This window comes from Corallococcus caeni (assembly GCF_036245865.1).
Lineage (GTDB): Bacteria > Myxococcota > Myxococcia > Myxococcales > Myxococcaceae > Corallococcus > Corallococcus caeni.
In genome coordinates this window covers 430,271-447,902 of record NZ_BTTW01000006.1, presented here as the reverse complement: position 1 = coordinate 447,902, position 17,632 = coordinate 430,271, and the positions used below count along the sequence as shown (strand labels likewise).

The following is a 17,632-nucleotide window of genomic DNA, read 5'->3' as shown; positions in this document are numbered from 1 at the left end:
GGGTGTCCTCCAGAAGTGTCGTCCGCCACTCAAGGTGGAGGCACTTGCGTCGGGGGCAAGCGACGGGGGACCCACCGGGCAAGCGGCTCCGCTCCAGGCCGGGGCCGCTTCAATGGTCCACGGAGGCGCTGCCCCCGTGCAGGCACGCCAGCGCCGCCACGGTGAGTGACTCGCACCCGCTGCGCAGGGAACCCTCGCGGTCCGGCGCGTAGTGGCCGGAGTGCGGCCCCGGCAGGTGCGCCACCTTCTCCAGGGGCGTCGTGCCCGGCGCCGCCTCCCAGGCCTCCGGCGACGTGATGCCCATGTACCAGTACGCGGTGGGCACCGGGTGCTCCGGCCCCCGGGCGAAGAAGGGGAAGTCCTCGCTCGCGGTGCCGAGCACGCCCGGCACCAGCGCGTCGCGCCCGAACCACTCCGCGTGCGCGTCCCGGACGCGGCCCAGCAACTCCGGGTCGTTGCGGTTCACTGGCGTGCGCTCCAGCACCTCCACCTGGGGAGGCTTCGGCGCGCCCGAAGCCGCGGCCTCGCCCTTCGCGATGCGCTCGATGGCGGCGAGCACGCGGTCCTGCACCCCGGCGTCCTCCGTGCGCACCGTCAGCTCCAGCAGGGCCTCCTCCGGAATCACGTTGGCGCGATTTCCCGCCTGGAAGGCCCCCACCGTCACCACCGCGGGCTCCAGCGGCGACAGCGCGCGCGACACGATGGTCTGCAGGCGCATCACCACGCTGGCCCCCAGCACGACGGGGTCCACGGACAGCTCCGGCTGCGCCCCGTGCGCGCCCCGCCCGAAGAGGCGCAGGCGCACGTGCGCGGAGCCCATCATCGCCACGCCCTCGCGGTGCATGAAGGTGCCCACCGGCAGCGGCGCGGTGTGCTGGCCCAGCACGACGTCCGGCGTGCCGAAGCGCGCGTAGAGCCCCGCGTCCAGCATCGCCTGCGCGCCCTGGAGGGTCTCCTCCGCCGGCTGCCCCACCACCATCACCGTGCCGCGCCACGCGTCGCGCGAGCGCGCCAGCACCGCCGCCGTGCCCACGAGGCACGCGGTGTGGACGTCGTGGCCGCACGCGTGCATCACCGGCCCGCCGTCCTCCGTGCGCACGCGGCTGGCGTACGGCAGCCCCGTCTTCTCCTCCACGGGCAGCGCGTCCATGTCCCCGCGCAGGAGCACCGTGGGCCCGTCGCCGTTGCGCAACAGCCCCACCACGCCGTGGCCGCCCACGTCGCGGGTCACCTCGTAACCCTCCGCCTCCAGGCGCAAGGCCACCTCGGAGGCCGTGCGCGCTTCGTGGCCGGACAGCTCCGGGTGTTCGTGCAGGTCCACGTAGAGCGCGTCCACGTCCGGCAGCACCGCGTCCAGGTGCTGGAGGACGTGGCGGGCGCGGGCCTTGAGGCCGGAAGGAACGGACGTGCCCGGGACGGGCGGGGTGGGGTCGGCTTCGTTCATGGCGGTGCGCTCCAGGGCCCGGACACGCGGGGGGAGGTGTCTCGGGGGCGTCCGGTCCGACTCAAGGTGGAAGCCGCGTGCCGGACTTCACAAGGGGGATGGGGCAGGGAGGCGGACGGGGGCCTGGTTTCGCTCGCCGCACGCCCTGCCCGCCGGGGCGCGGTGTGCCTGCGGGGCACCGCCTGTCCGTTCGTTGTCCGCCCCTCCCCCGTGGACCACTTTCTGGCTGCGCACACGACACATGGAAGGAGCGGTCATGAGGCGACGCATCGCACTGGGGCTCTGCCTGGTGGGGCTGACGGGGGGCGCCGCGAGGGCCCAGGACACTCCCCTGGACGAACCCATGCCGCTGGCACGGGGGGAGTGGCAGGGGCCCTACTTCCTGCTGGGGCTGGGCGTGGAGGGCTATACGGGCAAGCTCGCGCCCAACCTGGAACCCGGGCCGTCCTATGGCGTCGTCCTGGGCTACCGCCCCAATGACTACCTGGGCGTGGAGGCGGGCTACAGCGGCGGCACCAGCAACCTGTCCATCACGGGGGACTCGTCCTTCGGCAACCCGGACATCGTGCGCAACGGAGGGCAGGCGGCCCTCACGCTGGGCTTCACCCCCACGCGGATCCAGCCCTACGTGCTGGGGGGCATCGGGTTCGAGCAGTACTCGGTGCGCTCGGGGATGTTCTACGAGTTCATCAACGATACAGGGGGCTACGCACCCGTTGGCGCGGGCGTGCGCTTCAAGATCAACCCCCACCTCACGGCCGAGGTGCGCGGCAGCTACAGCTTCCTCTTCGGTCAGGACTTCTCCCCCGTCCCCGACAGGGGCGCGGGCGAGGGCCGCTACACGGGCCTGCTGATGATTGGGGGCAGCTACTGAGGCCCGCCTGACGGGAGGGCGGATCCGAGGTGGACCCGGGGTCCTGAGGTATCCTCCGCCCAGGCGCGGGTGCCTCCCCGACACCACCGCGCCCCCCCGCTCCCATGACCGTCACCCTGATTGATCTCCTCGACGAGCGAAGCCGCCTTCATCCGGATCCGCGCCTCTACACCTTCCTGGAAGACGACGCGGAGGTGACGCTCACCCGGGCGGAGCTGGCGTCGCGGGCGCACCGCATCGCGGCGGCGCTCCAGTCGCTGGCGGCGCCGGGGGAGCGCGCGGTGCTGCTCTACCCGCCCGGCGTGGACTACCTCTCCGGGTTCTTCGGGTGCGTATGCTCGGGGCTGGTGGCGGTGCCGGCGTATCCGCCGGATCCGTCCCGGCTGGAGCGCACCCTGCCCCGCCTGCGCGCGCTCATCGCGGACTCCGGCGCCACGGTGGTGCTCACCACGTCCGTCATCCTGTCGATGGCGGAGTTCCTCTTCACGGACGCGCCGGAGCTGCGCGCGCTGAAGTGGGTGGCGACGGACGCGCTGGACGCGAGCGACGCGGCGGCGTGGAAGCGGCCGGACGTGACGGCGGACACGCTGGCCTTCCTCCAGTACACGTCCGGCAGCACGGGGACGCCCAGGGGCGTGATGCTCAGCCACGGCAACCTGCTGCACAACCTCACGGCCATCCGCCGCGCCTTCCAGACGCGCGACGACAGCGTGGGCGTCATCTGGCTGCCGCCGTACCACGACATGGGGCTGATTGGCGGCGTGCTGGTGCCGCTGGCGCAGGGCTTCCACACGGCGCTGATGTCCCCGCTGTCGTTCCTCAAGCGGCCCCGCGCGTGGCTGGAGGCGCTGACCCGCTTTGGCGGCACCATCAGCGGCGGGCCCAACTTCGCGTTCGATTTGTGCGTGCGGCGCATCCCGCCCGCGGAACGGGAGGGGCTGGACCTGAGCCGCTGGGAGGTGGCGTTCTGCGGCGCGGAGCCCATCCGTCCGGACACGCTGGCGCGCTTCACGGAGGCCTTCGGGCCGCACGGCTTCCGGCGCGAGGCGTTCTATCCGTGCTACGGCCTGGCGGAAGGGACGCTCATCGTCTCCGGCGGAGCGAAGGAGGCCGCGCCCGTCCTGCGCGACGTGGACGAGGCCCTGTTGGAGGCGGGCCAGGCACGCGCTCCGGAGCGCACGGCCCGGACGCTGGTGGGCTGCGGCGCGACGCTGCCGGATCAGACCCTGTGCATCGTGCAGCCGGACACCGGCCGCGTGCTCCCGCCGGGCGAGGTGGGCGAGGTCTGGGTGAAGGGGCCCAGCGTGGCGCGGGGCTACTGGCAGCGCGAGGAGGAATCCACGCGGGTGTTCCAGGCGCGGACCGGGCAGGGAGACGGGCCATTCCTCAGGACCGGGGACCTGGGCTTCCTGGACGCGGGGGAGCTGTACGTCACGGGGCGCGCGAAGGACCTGATCATCCTGCGGGGACGCAACCTGTACCCGCAGGACCTGGAGGTGGTGGTGGAGGAGAGCCACCCCGCGCTCAGGCCCGGGTGCGGCGTGGCCTTCGGCGTCGAGGTGGACGGCGAGGAGCACCTCGTCGTGGTGCAGGAGGTGGACCCGCGCAGGTGGGACGGAGACGCGGCCCCGGTGCTGGGCGCCATCCGGGGAGCGCTGGCGTCACGGCATGAGGTGAGGCCCCACGCGGTGGTGCTCATCGAGCCCGGGAGCCTTCCGAAGACGTCCAGCGGCAAGGTGCAGCGGCGGACCACGCGAGAGGCGTTCCTGGCCGGAGGGCTGCGCGAGCTGCACGCATGGCGCGCGGTTGGACTGGCCGAGTCGGACGCGCACGGCGCGCATCAGGAGCCGCGCGAGCCGCACGCAAGCGCGGCGACCGCGACAGCCGGATCCGTCGCGCACGGTGCGCATTCGGAGCCGGAGGCCCGCGAGCAGCATGCGGGGCACTCAACCGCGACGGCCGGTTCAGTCGCGCGCGGTGCGCCTTCGGAGCTGGAGGCCCGCGTGCTGGCGCGGGTGGCGGCTCGCTTGGGTGCTCGGGTGGAGGAGCTGGATGTCCAGACGCCCCTCACCCACTACGGGTTGGACTCACTGGCGGCCGTGGAGCTGGCGCATGCGCTGGAACAGGCGCTGGGCGTGCCCGTTCCCATGGAGGCGCTGCTGCGCGGCGCGAGCGTGGCGGAGCTGGTGCGTGACGCGACGGCCGTGCGCGCGGTGCCGCGTCCGGAGGTGGTGCGCGTGCCTCGCGCGGAGTCCATGCCACTGTCCTTCGCGCAGGAACGCCTGTGGTTCCTGGACCGATTGGAGCCGGGCAGCGCCTTCTACAACGTCCCCGTCGTGTCGCGACTGGACGGGACGCTGGACGTCTCCGCGCTGGAGCGCAGCCTCCAGTTCCTCGTGCGCCGCCATGAGTCCCTGCGCACCGTGTTCGTGGAGACGCGCGGCGAGCCGGGCCAGCGCATCCATCCGGACCTGACGCTGCCCCTGTCCCTCGTGGACCTCACGTCGTCGCCCGGCGATACGCGCGAGGCCTCTGCCCACGAGCTGGCGCGCGACGAGGCACGGCGGCCCTTCGACCTCGCCCAGGGCCCGCTGCTCCGGGTGACGCTGCTCAAGCTCGATCCCGCGCGGCACTGGCTGCTGCTCACCGTGCATCACCTGGTCGCGGATGGCTGGTCCATGCGCGTCCTGGTGCGGGAGCTGTCGGAGGCCTACGCGGCCTTCTCCTCCGGCCGTGCCCCTGCCCTGCCCGAGCTTCCCTTGCAGTACGCCGACCACGCGGCATGGCAGCGCGACTGGCTGCGCGGTGAGCGGCACGAGGATCTCCTCGGCTGGTGGCGCCAGCAGCTGGCCGGTGCGCCTCCCGTGCTCGACCTCCCTGGCGACCGCCGCCGGCCCCGCGTGCAGTCGTACCGGGGCGCCCAGTGCGTGCACCGGCTGACGCAGGCCGCGTGGGAGCGGGTGAAGGCCCTGGCGTCGCGTGAAGGCACGACGCCCTTCGTCGCGCTGCTCGCGGGCCTCCAGGTGCTGCTGCACCGCTACACCGGCCAGGAGGACCTGGTGGTGGGCGTGGACACCGCGCACCGCTCTCGGCCGGAGACAGCCGGCATCGTGGGCCTGTTCGTCAACCAGCTCCCGCTGCGTGGCGACCTCTCCGGAACGCCGTCCTTCCGCGAGCTGCTGCGCCGCGACCACCGCGCAGCGCTGGAGGCGTGGGCGCACCAGGACCTGCCCTTCGACGCGATGGTGCGGGGCCTCAACCCGGAGCGCAGCCTCGCGCACGCGCCCCTCTTCCAGGTGAAGCTGGTCCTCCAGGACGCCGCGTCCGGACCGGTGCGCCTGCCCGGCCTCACGATGACCAGCACGCTCGGCGACACGGGCGCCACCAAGCTCGACCTCACGCTCTCCGTCACCGACTCCGGCGAAGGCCTGGAGCTGCTGTGCGAGTACGCCACCGACCTCTTCGACGCGGACACCGTCGCGCGGATGCTCGGGCACCTGGAGGCACTGCTGGACGGTGCGGCGGCGCATCCGGAGCGGTCCATCTCCGCGCTGCCCCTGTGGACTCCGGAGGCCCGGGGCCAGGTGCTGGAGGCGTGGCGCCCCACCGGGCCCGCCGTGGCCCCGGACCTCGCGCACCGCCTGTTCGAAGCGCAGGCCCGCGCCACGCCGGACGCCATCGCCGTCGCGCTCGGCACCACGACGCTGACGTACTCGCGGCTGGAGGCCCGTGCGAACCAGCTCGCGCGCCACCTCGTCGCGTCGGGAGTGCGTCCTGAAGCGGTGGTGGGCGTGCACCTGGAGCGCAGCCCGGACTTCGTGGTGGCGCTGCTCGGTGTGCTCAAGGCGGGCGGTGCCTTCCTGCCGTTGGATCCGGCCCAGCCTCCCGCGCGGCTGGAGGCGATGCTGCGCGAGGCCCGTGCGTCCGTCCTGCTGAGCGACGAGTCGCTGGCGGACCGGCTGGCGTCGCAGGGCGAGCTGCTGGTCCTTGTGGACGCGGACCGCGCGGCGCTGGAGGCACGGCCGGAGCTGCCGCTGTTCCCCGCTTCGGCCGTCACGCCCGCGAACCTCGCCTACGTCATCTTCACCTCCGGCTCCACCGGCACGCCCAAGGGAGCGCTGCTGGCGCACCACGGTCTGTGCAACACGGCGCTCGCCACGCGCGACGCGCTGGGCCTGCGCCCCGGAAGCCGCCTGTTGCAGCTGGCGTCCATCGGCTTCGATGCGTCGGTGAGCGAGGTCTTCTCCACGCTCCTGTCCGGCGCGACGCTGGTGCTCGCGCCCGCGGAGTCCCTGCTGCCGGGGCCGCCGTTGCAGTCGGTCCTCGCCTCCGAGCGCATCACCGCCCTCACCGCCACGCCCACGTCGTTGGCGCCACTGGATCCGTCCGCGCTGCCCCTCCTGGAGGCCGTGGCCTCCGTGGGCGAAGCGTGCACGCCGGAGCTCGCATCGCGCTGGAAACCGGGCCGGCGCTTCCTCAATGCCTACGGCCCCACCGAGGCCACCGTCTGCGCCACCATCGACCTGGACGTGACGCCCGCGCGTCCGTCCATCGGCCGCGCCATCCCGGGCGCACGCGTGGCGGTGCTCGACGCGCGCGGGGAGCCCGTGCCCGTGGGCGTCCCCGGCGAGCTGTACGTGGGAGGCCCCGGCGTGGCGCGCGGCTACCTGGAGCGGCCCGCGCTCACCGCCGAGCGCTTCGTCCCGGATCCGTTCTCCCCCGAGCCCGGCGCCCGCCTGTACCGCACGGGCGACCGCGTGCGCACGCTGTCCGACGGTCGGCTGGAGTTCCTGGGCCGCCGCGACGCGCAGGTGAAGGTGAACGGCATCCGCATCGAACTGGGTGAAGTGGAAGCCACGCTCGCGCAGGTGCCCGGCGTGCGGCAGGCGGTGGTGCTCCCGCGCGAGCACGCGGGCGAGACGCGGCTGACCGCGTGGCTCGTCGCGGACGAGTCCCTGGACGTCACCGCCGTGCGGCGCTTCCTCAAGGAGCGGCTGCCGGACGCCTTCGTGCCGTCCGCCTACGTGCGGCTGGACGCGCTGCCACTTACCTCGGGCGGCAAGCTGGACCGCAACGCCCTGCCTGCCCCCAGCGCCCCGAAGTCCGCGCCGGACGCCCCCTTCGCCGCGCCCGTCTCCGCGCTGGAGCAGCGCATCGCCGAGGTCTGGGCGCGCGTGCTCGACGTGCCGCGCGTGGGCCTGCACGCGCACTTCTTCGAGGACCTGGGCGGAGGCTCGCTCCTGGTGGTGAAGGCCAGCACGCAGCTGCGCGAGGCCCTGGGCCGGGACGTCCCCGTCACCCACCTCTTCGAGCACCCCACCGTCGCGAAGCTCGCCGCGAGGCTGGAGCGCGACGTGCCTCCGCCTCCCGGCCCCACGTCCCCGCCACAGGCCCCGCGTGAAGGCCCCGGTGGAAGCTCCGGCGACATCGCCATCATCGGCATGGCGGGACGCTTCCCGGGCGCTCCGGACGTGCACGCCTTCTGGCGCAACCTGCGCGACGGCGTGGAGTCCATCACCCGCTTCACGCACGAGGAACTGGAGCCGTCGCCGCTGTTCCCGGACGCGCTGCGCAGCCACCCGGACTTCGTCCCCGCGGGCGGCGTGCTGGAGGACGCGGACACGTTCGACGCGGCCTTCTTCGGCCTGTCCCCGCGCGAGGCGCAGTGGATGGATCCGCAGCAGCGCCTGTTCCTCCAGTGCGCGTGGAACGCCCTGGAGGACGCGGGCTACGACGCGGAGCGCATCGCCGCGCCCGTCTCGCTGTACGCGGGCGCGGGCAGCTCCAGCGTGCACCTGCTGTCCCTGCTGGGACAGACGCGCAAGGACCCGGCCTCGCTGTTCGAGGCGCTGGGGACGACCAGCGGCGAGAACGTGGCCACCAAGACGGCCTACAAGCTGAAGCTCGGCGGCGAGAGCCTCAACGTCTACACGGCCTGCTCCACCGGGCTCGTCACGGTGCACCTGGCCTGCCAGTCCCTGCGCACCGGGCAGTCGGACCTGGCGCTGGCGGGCGCGGTGAAGGTGTCGCTGCCGCAGCGCACGGGCTACCTCTTCCAGGAGGGGATGATCCTCTCCCCCGACGGACACTGCCGCGCGTTCGACGCGAAGGCGCGGGGCACCGTGCTGGGCAGCGGCCTGGGCGTCGTCGTGCTCAAGCGGCTCTCCGACGCCGTGCGCGACGGGGACCGGGTGTACGCGGTCATCAAGGGCTCCGCGCTCAACAACGACGCGGCGGCGAAGGTCAGCTACACCGCGCCCAGCATCCAGGGGCAGAGCGAGGTCATCGCGCGGGCGCTCGCGGCGGCGGGCGTGGACGCGGACAGCGTGGAGTACGTGGAGGCGCACGGCACGGGCACGGCGCTGGGCGACCCCATCGAGGTGGCCGCCCTCACGCGCGCCTACCGAGCGCACACGCAGCGCACGGGGTACTGCGCGCTGGGTTCGGTGAAGACGAACATCGGGCACCTGGACACGGCGGCGGGCATCGCCGGCCTCATCAAGGCCGTGCTCGCGCTGCATCACGGTGAGCTGCCCCCCAGCCTCCACTTCCAGCAGCCCAACCCGGAGATCGACTTCGCGCGCAGCCCCTTCTTCGTGAACACGGCCCTGCGGCCGTGGGAGCGCAACGGGCAGCCGCGCCGCGCCGCCGTCAGCTCGTTCGGCATCGGGGGCACCAACGCGCACGTCGTGCTGGAGGAGGCGCCCGCGCGGCAGCCGGCTCCCAGCGCCCGCCGTTCACGGCAGCTCGTCACGCTGTCCGCCCGCACGCCCGGCGCGCTGGAGACGGTGGCGCGGGAGCTGGCCGACCACCTGGAGGTCCGCGCGAACGTGGACCTGGAGGACGTGGCCTTCACGCGCAACGCGGGCCGCAAGGGCTTCGAGGTGCGCCGCACGGTCGTCGCGGAGGACGTCACCGGGCTCGTGGAGGCCCTGCGCAAGCCGGGCCCGACGTCCACCGTGCGCGACGTGGACGCCCCGCCCGCGCACCGCGTGGCCTTCCTCTTCCCGGGCCAGGGAGCCCAGGCCGTGGGCATGGCCCGCGAGTTGTTCGACGCCGAGCCGCGCTTCCGCGACGCGCTGGAGTCCATCCTCGCGCTGCTCCCGTCCGTGGGGCTGACGCAGGACCTGCGGTCCGTGCTGTTCCCCGCCGCCGGTGAGGAGGCCCGCGCGGAGGCGGCCCTCTCCGAGCCCCGCTACGCCCTGCCCGCGCTGCTGGCCGTGGAGGTGGCGCTGGCGCGGTGGTGGATGGCGCTGGGGTTCAAGCCCGGCGCGCTGCTGGGCCACAGCTTCGGCGAGTACGCGGCTGCACACCTCGCGGGGGTGATGTCGCTGGAGGACGCGCTCCGGCTCGCGGTGGTTCGCGGCGAGCTGATGACGCGGCTGCCTCCGGGCGGAATGCTCGCGGTGGGGCTGTCCCCGGAGGACGTGGCGCCGCTGCTCCCCGCCGCGCTGGAGGTGGCCGCGCACAACGGCGCGGACCGGTGCACGGTGTCCGGACCGCGGGAGCCGCTGGCCGCGCTGGAGCGGACGCTCGCGGGCCGGAAGGTGGGCGTGATGCGCCTCGCCGCGTCGCACGCGTTCCACTCGCGCGCGGTGGAGCCGCTGATGCCCGAGCTGGAGCGGGCCGTGTCGGCCATCCCGCTCAAGGCCCCTGCCCTGCCCTACGTGTCCAGCCTCTCCGGGACGTGGATCCTCCCGGAGGAGGCCACGTCGCCGCGCTACTGGGCACGGCAGATGCGTGAGCCGGTGCGCTTCGCCGCGGGCCTGGACACGCTGCTGCACTCAGGCCACGGGCTGCTCATCGAAGCCGGTCCGGATCAGGGCCTCACGGCGCTCGCGCGGCTGAAGCTGCGCGCGGTGCAGGACACCATGGCGGTGCCGTCGCTGCGCCGCTCGGGCACGTCCACGTCCGACCTCCAGACGCTGCTGGAGTCCGTGGGCTCGCTGTGGCGGATGGGCGCGAAGGTGGACTGGGACGTGCTGCACGCCCACGGTCCGCGCCGTCGCGTGTCGCTGCCGGGCTACCCGTTCGAAGCCGAGCGGGTCCACCTGGACGTCCGGCCCGCGCTGCCCCTGCCGGAAGCACCGACCGTGGCCGTCATGCCCGTGGCGGCACCGGTGCCCGCGGTGCCCGTGGCGGTGTCCGCGCCGTCCAACCTCAGTGACATCGAGCTGAAGCTGACGGAGCTGTGGCGCGAGCGGCTGGGCCTCACGGACGTCGGCCTGGACGACAACTTCCTCGACCTGGGCGGCAACTCGCTGATGGCGGCGCAGCTGCTCACGCGGCTGCGCGAGACGTTCCGCACGCAGGTGCCGCTGAGCGACCTGTTCGAGGCGCCCACCATCGCGGGCCTCGCCGAGCGCATCGAGGCCCGGCTCCTGGCGGAGGGACGCTCCGTCACGCAGGAGGAGGAAGCGCAAGGTTCAGGAACGGCCATCCAGCCGTGGCCCCGCACGGGCGAGCTGCCCCTGTCGTACGTGCAGGAGCGCGTCTGGGAGATGGAGGCGCGGGAGCCGGGCAGCTCGCTGTTCAACGAGCCGCTCGCGGTCCGCATCTCCGGCGCGCTGCGGCCGGACTTGCTGGAGCGCGGCGTCAACGAGGTCATCCGCCGCCACGAATCGCTGCGCACGGTCTTCGTCCAGGAGGACGGCCGGGGCGTGCCGCGCCTGCTGCCGGAGGTGCGCGTGTCGCTGCCGGTGGTGGACCTGCGCGGCTTCAGCGGGGACCGCGAGGCGGAGGCCCTGCGCCTCGCGCGCATCGAGCCCGCGGCGCCGTTCGCGCTGGACCGGGGTCCGCTCGTGCGCGTGCGCCTGCTGCGATTGGCGGACACGGAGCACGTGCTGCTCGTGACCATCCACCACATCGTCGCGGACACGCTGTCGCTGGTGAACCTCATCCGCGAGGCCGTGGCGCTCTACACCGGCTTCGTGCACGGCGTGTCCGTGCCGCTGCCGGAGCTGTCCATCCAGTACCTCGACTTCGCGCTCTGGCAGCGGCAGGCGCTGGCCGACGGCACGCTCGCGGATCAGCAGGCGTACTGGCGGATGAAGCTGGCCGGACGTCCGGGGGCGCTGTCGCTGCCGCTGGACCGGCCTCGCATCCCGGGTGCGAAGCGGCGGGGCGCGCGGCACTCGTTCGCCTTCCCGCCGGAGCTGGGCGTCGCGCTGAACGCGTTCAGCCAGCGTGAAGGGCTCACCGCGTACATGACGCTGCTCGCCGGCTTCACGGCGCTCCTGGCCCGGTGCTCGGGCCAGGAGGACATCGTCGTGGGCACGTCCATCGGCAACCGAACGCGCCCGGAGCTGGAGCCGCAGATCGGCTATGTGGCGCACGCGCTGGCGCTGCGCACGAACGTGGACGGCGACCCGGACTTCCGCACGCTGGCCCTGCGCGTGCGGGACACGACGCTCGCGGCGTTCGCGAACCCGGACGTGCCTTATGAGCAGTTGTTGGGCGAGCTGGAGCCCGGCGAGGAAGCGTCGCTGGGCCGCCTGTTCGACGCCATCTTCCTCCTGCACGCGCAGGGGGTGTCCGCGCCCATCGTGGAGTTCCCTGGCCTGCGGCTGGGCTACTTCGACGTCACCGGCCTGCCCGCGCAGTACGGCACGTCGCTGGCGGACCTCACGCTGCTGATGCGGGAGGACGCGCAGGGCTTCTCCGGGACGCTGGAGTACGCCGTCGACCTGTTCGACGCGGACACCATCGTGCGGCTGTTGTCGCAGTTGGAGGCGCTGCTCTCCGACGCCGTCGCGTCGCCCCAGAAGCCGCTGTCGCGGCTGTCACTGGACGTGATGCCGGCGAGGGCCCGGAGCCCGGAGCCGCGCGCGGCCGACGCCGCGTCGGTGCCCGCGCTGCTGGAGGCCCGCGCGGAGCAGACGCCGGACGCGGTGGCCGTGCACCAGGACGGCGCGGTGCTGACGTGGCGGAGTCTGCGACAGAGGGCCCTGGCCCTCGCGGGACAGTTGAAGGCGCGCGGCGTGGGGCCAGGTGTCCCGGTCGCCGTGTGCGTGGAGCCGTCCCCCGAGCGCGCCGTCGCGCTGTGGGGCGTGCTCGCGGCTGGAGGCGCGTATGCGTTGGTGTCGCGAGATGGGCTCGGGGAGCTGTCGTCGCTGGGGAACGACGGAGCACCGCCCGTGCTCGTCACCTCCGGTGCACTCCCGCTTCCTCCCGGGGTGACGGGGCCCGTCGTTCGACTCGATGGCGAGGACGCGGCTCGGGTCCCCGCGTCGGGGGGACCAACCCGCGTGGACGTGGAGGGCCTTGCGTGCCTCGCGCGTGAGGGGACGGAGGCCTCACGCCCCCGCGTGATGTTGAGCCACCGCAACCTCGTCCACCGGCTGGCCGCGCTGGATGCGCGCGTGGATGCAAGGCCTGGAGAGTCGTGGCTGAGCACGTCGGACGGGCTCACCGACCCGGCGGACCTGGAGCTGCTCTGGGCCCTGTCCCGGGGACTCCCGGTGGTGCTGCCGCCCCGGTCCATGCCCCAGTCCCCCGTGCGGCGGGAGGGCGCCGCGTCGAAGCGGTCGCTGGACTTCAGCCTCTTCTACTTCGCCAACGACGCGGAGGCGTCCGGGCGGAAGAAGTACCAGCTGCTCATCGACGGCGCGAAGTTCGCGGACACCCACGGCTTCAGCGCCATCTGGACGCCCGAGCGCCACTTCCACGACTTCGGCGGCCCCTACCCCAACCCCACCGCGACCAGCGCCGCGCTCGCCATGGTCACCGACCGGGTGTCGCTGCGCGCGGGCAGCGTCGTCCTGCCGCTCCATGATCCGCTGCGGGTCGCGGAGGAGTGGTCCGTCATCGACAACCTCTCCAACGGTCGCGCGGGCGTGTCCTTCGCCACCGGCTGGAACGCGAACGACTTCGTCTTCGCCCCCCACAACTTCCACCAGCGTCCGGAAGCCGTGCGGCGCGGCGTGGAGGAGGTGCGCACGCTGTGGAAGGGCGGCACCGTGCGCCGCACCAACGGCGCGGGCGTGGAAGTGGACATCGCCATCCGGCCCCGCCCCGTGCAGGCGGAGCTGCCGCTGTGGATCACCGCCGCGTTCAACCCGGAGACGTTCCGGATGGCGGGCGAGCTGGGCGCGGGCCTGCTCACCAACGTGCTGGGCCTGGGCCAGGACTTCGTGGAGCTGGAGCGAAAGGTCGCCATCTACCGAGAGGCGCGTCGCAAGGCGGGCCACCCCGGCCGGGGCCACGTCGTGCTCATGCTCCACACCTTCGTGTCCTCCAGCCGCGAGGACGTAAAGCACCAGGCGCGTGAGCCGCTGACGCGCTACTTCCGCAGCTCCGTGGAGCTGATCAACGGCCTGGTCGCCAGTCAGGGCCCGGGCTTCGACGTGCGCTCACTAACGCCGCAGGACATGGAGGCCCTCCTGCAACAGGGCGTGTCGCGCTACCTGGATGCGGGCGGCCTCTTCGGCACCCCGGATTCGCTCCGCGCGCGCATCGACCAACTGCGCCAGTCCGACGTGGACGAGGTGGCCTGCCTCATCGACTTCGGCATCGCCCCCGACATCACGCTGGAGGGTCTGCGGCACCTGGACGTGCTGCGCCAGCAGAGCCAGGAACACACGGCGCCGCGTCCATCCCCCACGACCGTCGAAGTGGACAGCGCCGGGATGCTCGCGAACCTCCTGCGCACGAGCCCGCCGCCCCACCTGCGCGCCTCCGTCGCGGTCGCGAGGACGCTCGCGGAGCTGCCGGACGCCGCCGCCGTGCTGGGGCAGGTTCGCACGCTGGTGCTGGACGACTCGGAGGGCCTGCCGTCGGACCTCGCCCGGGCGCTTCAGCGCGCGACCTCCGCGCGGATCGTGTCCCCCGCGCCGTTGCTGCCGGAGCCGCACGAGACGACCGCACCCGGAACGCGCTTCGTGCTGGATGTCTCCGGCCGCCGCGCCCCCGTGGGCGTGGTGGGAGAGCTGTTCCTGGGCGGTGACGCCGTACCGCTCGGTTTCTGGAAGGCGCCGGAGCTGACCCAGACGCGCCTGCGCATCTCCCCCGAAGGAACGGGAGCCCGCGTCTACGGCACGGGCAGCCGTGCCCGCTACCGCGCCGACGGAGAGGTGGAGCTGATCACGCCCTCACGGCGTGCCCCCGTGCAGCCTCCCGGCCTGAGCACCCGGACCGTGTCCCAGTCGGACACGTCGAACCTCACGACACGTTCGGATGCCTCCGCGCGGACGGGAGCCGTGCCCCCGCCTGGATCCGCGACCGGCGCGCTCCCGACGGGAGCACCCACGCGCGCGCAGCCTCGCGCGGTGCCGCCAGCCACGCCTGACGTCCAGGTCATCCAGCGCGTGCCCCGCACGGGGAACCTGCCGCTGTCGTTCGCGCAGCAGCGGCTGTGGTTCCTGGACCAGTACGAGCCCGGCAGCGCGCTCTACAACATCCCCTCCGCCATGCGCCTGGAGGGCACGCTGGACGTGTCCGCGCTGGGCCGGGCCTTCGCGGAGGTGATGAACCGCCACGAAGCCCTGCACACCGTCTTCCGCGTCCAGGACGGCGACGCCATCCAGGTCATCGCCCCGTCCGCGAACGCCACGCTGGAGGTCGAGGACCTGCGCGACTGGCCCGCCGCGGAGCGCGAGGCCGAAGCCCTGCTCCGCGCCCGCGAGGAGGCCCGCACCGCGTTCGACCTGTCGCGCGGCCCGCTCCTGCGCACGCGCCTGCTGCGCCTCGCGGACACCGAACACCTGCTGCTCGTGACGATGCACCACATCGTCTCCGACGGCTGGTCCATCGGCGTGCTCATCCGCGAGGTCGTCACGCTCTATGAGGCCTTCACCGCCGGCCGGCCCGCGACGCTGCCGGAGCTGCCCATCCAGTACGCCGACTACGCCGTGTGGCAGCGCGACTGGCTCCAGGGCGCGGTGCTGGACAAGCAGCTCGCGTACTGGCGCAAGCAGTTGGAAGGCGCCCCGCCCGCGCTGGAATTGCTCACCGACCACCCGCGCACGGCGGACACGTCCAACCCCGGCGCCACGCACCGGGTGGTGTTCCCGCACGCGCTGATGCAGGGCCTGCGCGCCCTGTGCCGCCGCGAGAAGGGCACCCTCTTCATGGGCCTGCTCGCGGGCCTCCAGGCGCTCCTGTCCCGCTACACCGGCCAGGACGACCTCGCCGTGGGCGCGCCCATCGCCGGCCGCAACCAGCCGCAGACCGAGGGGCTCATCGGCTTCTTCGTCAACACGCTGGTGCTGCGCACCCAGCTCGACGGCGACCCCACCTTCGTGGAGCTGCTGCGCCGCGTGAAGGCCGTCACGCTGGGCGCCTACGCGCACCAGGACGTGCCCTTCGAGAAGCTGGTGGAGGTCCTGCAACCGTCCCGGCAGGGCGGCCAGACGCCGTTCTTCCAGGTGACGCTGGTGCTGCTCAACACGCCGATGCCGGAGCTCACCGGCCCGGGCCTCACCTTCCGCCCGGTGGACGTGGACAGCGGCACGTCCAAGTTCGACTTCACCCTCGTGTTCACGGAGACGCCGCGCGGCCTCCAGACCGCCTTCGAGTACCGCAGCGACCTCTTCGAGCCCGCCACCGCGAAGCGGATGATGGAGCACCTCCAGGTCCTCCTGGAGGACGCGGTCGCGAACCCGGAGCGCCGCCTGTCCCAGTTGGAGCTGCTCACCGCCGCCGAGCGCCAGCGCATCCTCGTGGACTGGAGCACCACGCCGTTCGACGGTCCGCCCGAACCGCTGGTGCACGACTCCTTCGAGGCCCAGGCCCGCCGCACGCCCGACGCCGTGGCGGCCCTCTTCGAGGGTGAAGCCCTCACGTACGCGCAGCTGGACCGCCGCTCCAACCAGCTCGCGTGGCACCTGCGCGAGCGTGGCGTGCGTCCGGGAGACCGGCTCGCGCTGTGCCTGGAGCGCTCGCTGGAGATGGTGGTGGGCGTGCTGGCCGTGCTCAAGGCGGGCGCGGCCTTCGTCCCCATGGACCCGGCGTACCCCGCGGAACGCCTCGCCTTCATGCTGGAGGACGCGGGCGCGAACCTCGTCGTCACACAAGGCAGGCTCGTCTCGCTGCTCCCCGCGACCGGCGCACGGGTGGTGTGCGTGGACACGGAGCAGGCCACCTTCGACCGGCTGCCGCCGCACGCCCCGCCGCGCGCGGTGTGGCCGGATTCGCTCGCGTACATCATCTACACGTCCGGCAGCACGGGGCGCCCCAAGGGCATCGCCGTGGCGCACCGCACGCTGTCGTGGGTGGTGGCGTGGACGCGTCAGCGCTCGCCCAAGGTGGACGCCATCACGTTGCAGTTCGCGTCGCTCAACTTCGACATCTCGTACCAGGAGATGTTCACGTCCTGGTCCGTGGGCAGCTCCGTCGTGATTCCCACATCGGAGACGCGGCAGGACATGCCCGCGCTGCTCGCGTTCATGGCCCGCCACGGAGTGGAGCGGCTGTTCCTGCCGTTCATCGCGCTGCAGAGCATGGCGGACGCGGTGGCCCACGGCGCGCCCGTGCCGGAGCGGCTGGTGGAGGTCGTCACGGCCGGCGAGCAGTTGCAGGTGACGCCCGCGCTCGTGGCCCTCTTCGAGCGGCTGCCGCACAGCATCCTGGAGAACCAGTACGGCCCGTCGGAGGCGCACGTCGTCAGCGCCTACCGCCTGCGCGGCCCGCCGCGGACGTGGGAGCGGCTGCCCCCGGTGGGCATGCCCGTGCCCGCCACGCGGCTCTACATCGTGGACCCCACCGGCCGCCCCTGCCCCATCGGCGTGCCCGGCGAGGTGATGGTCGGCGGCGGACAGGTGGCGCTCGGCTACCACGCGCGGCCGGAGCTCACCGCGGAGAAGTTCGTCCCCGACCATCTCTCCGGTGAAGCGGGCGCGCGGCTGTACCGCACGGGAGACCGGGCCCGCTGGCGCGCGGACGGCGCCATCGAGTTCTTCGGCCGGCTCGACGGCCAGGTGAAGGTGCGCGGCTTCCGCATCGAGCTGGGTGAAGTCGAAGCCGCCCTGCGGGACGCCCCGGGCGTGCGCGCGGCGGCGGCGATGGTGCGCGAGGACGTGCCCGGCGACAAGCGGCTGGTGGGCTACGTGGTGCTCCAGCCGGACACGGCCTGGGAGCCGGAGGCCCTGCGCCGCAACCTCGCGAGCCGCCTGCCGGAGTACATGCTGCCCACCGCGCTGATGCGGCTGGACGCGCTACCGGTGATGCCCACGGGCAAGCTGGTGCGGCGCCTGTTGCCCGCGCCGGACGTGGACAGCCTGCGAGGCGTGGCGCCGCTCGTCACGCCGCGCAACGCGCTGGAGCAACTGCTCGCGGACATCTTCGCGCAGGTGCTGGGCCTGGCCCACGTCGGCATC

3 protein-coding genes (1 of these 3 only partly in view) are annotated in these 17,632 nt (G+C 73.3%); 2 read left to right on the top strand and 1 reads right to left on the bottom strand.

What is annotated here, in order from left to right:
- Positions 1–109: 109 nt before the first annotated feature.
- On the bottom strand, positions 110–1,444 hold the full coding sequence (locus tag AABA78_RS26045) for an amidohydrolase (RefSeq protein WP_338266804.1): 1,335 nt from the start codon (positions 1,442–1,444) through the stop codon (positions 110–112).
- 256 nt (positions 1,445–1,700) lie between these two features.
- On the opposite strand from AABA78_RS26045, the gene AABA78_RS26040 reads away from it, so the two are divergent.
- Together AABA78_RS26040 and AABA78_RS26035 are read left to right on the top strand one after the other, a co-directional pair.
- A complete protein-coding gene (locus AABA78_RS26040; RefSeq protein ID WP_338266803.1) occupies positions 1,701–2,318 on the top strand; it encodes an outer membrane beta-barrel protein in 618 nt (205 codons plus the stop codon).
- A gap of 104 nt (positions 2,319–2,422) precedes the next feature.
- Positions 2,423–17,632, top strand: the 5' portion of a protein-coding gene (locus tag AABA78_RS26035) for a non-ribosomal peptide synthase/polyketide synthase (protein WP_338266800.1). 13,923 nt of this gene lie beyond the right edge of the window; only the first 15,210 of its 29,133 coding nucleotides appear in the window; the start codon lies at positions 2,423–2,425; its stop codon lies beyond the right edge, outside the window.

What these genes read in the sequence shown, in the direction of transcription:
- AABA78_RS26045 (WP_338266804.1), bottom strand. Translation starts at nt 1,444, where the DNA reads ATGAACGAAGCCGACCCCACCCCGCCCGTCCCGGGCACGTCCGTTCCT.
- AABA78_RS26040 (WP_338266803.1), top strand. Translation starts at nt 1,701, where the DNA reads ATGAGGCGACGCATCGCACTGGGGCTCTGCCTGGTGGGGCTGACGGGG.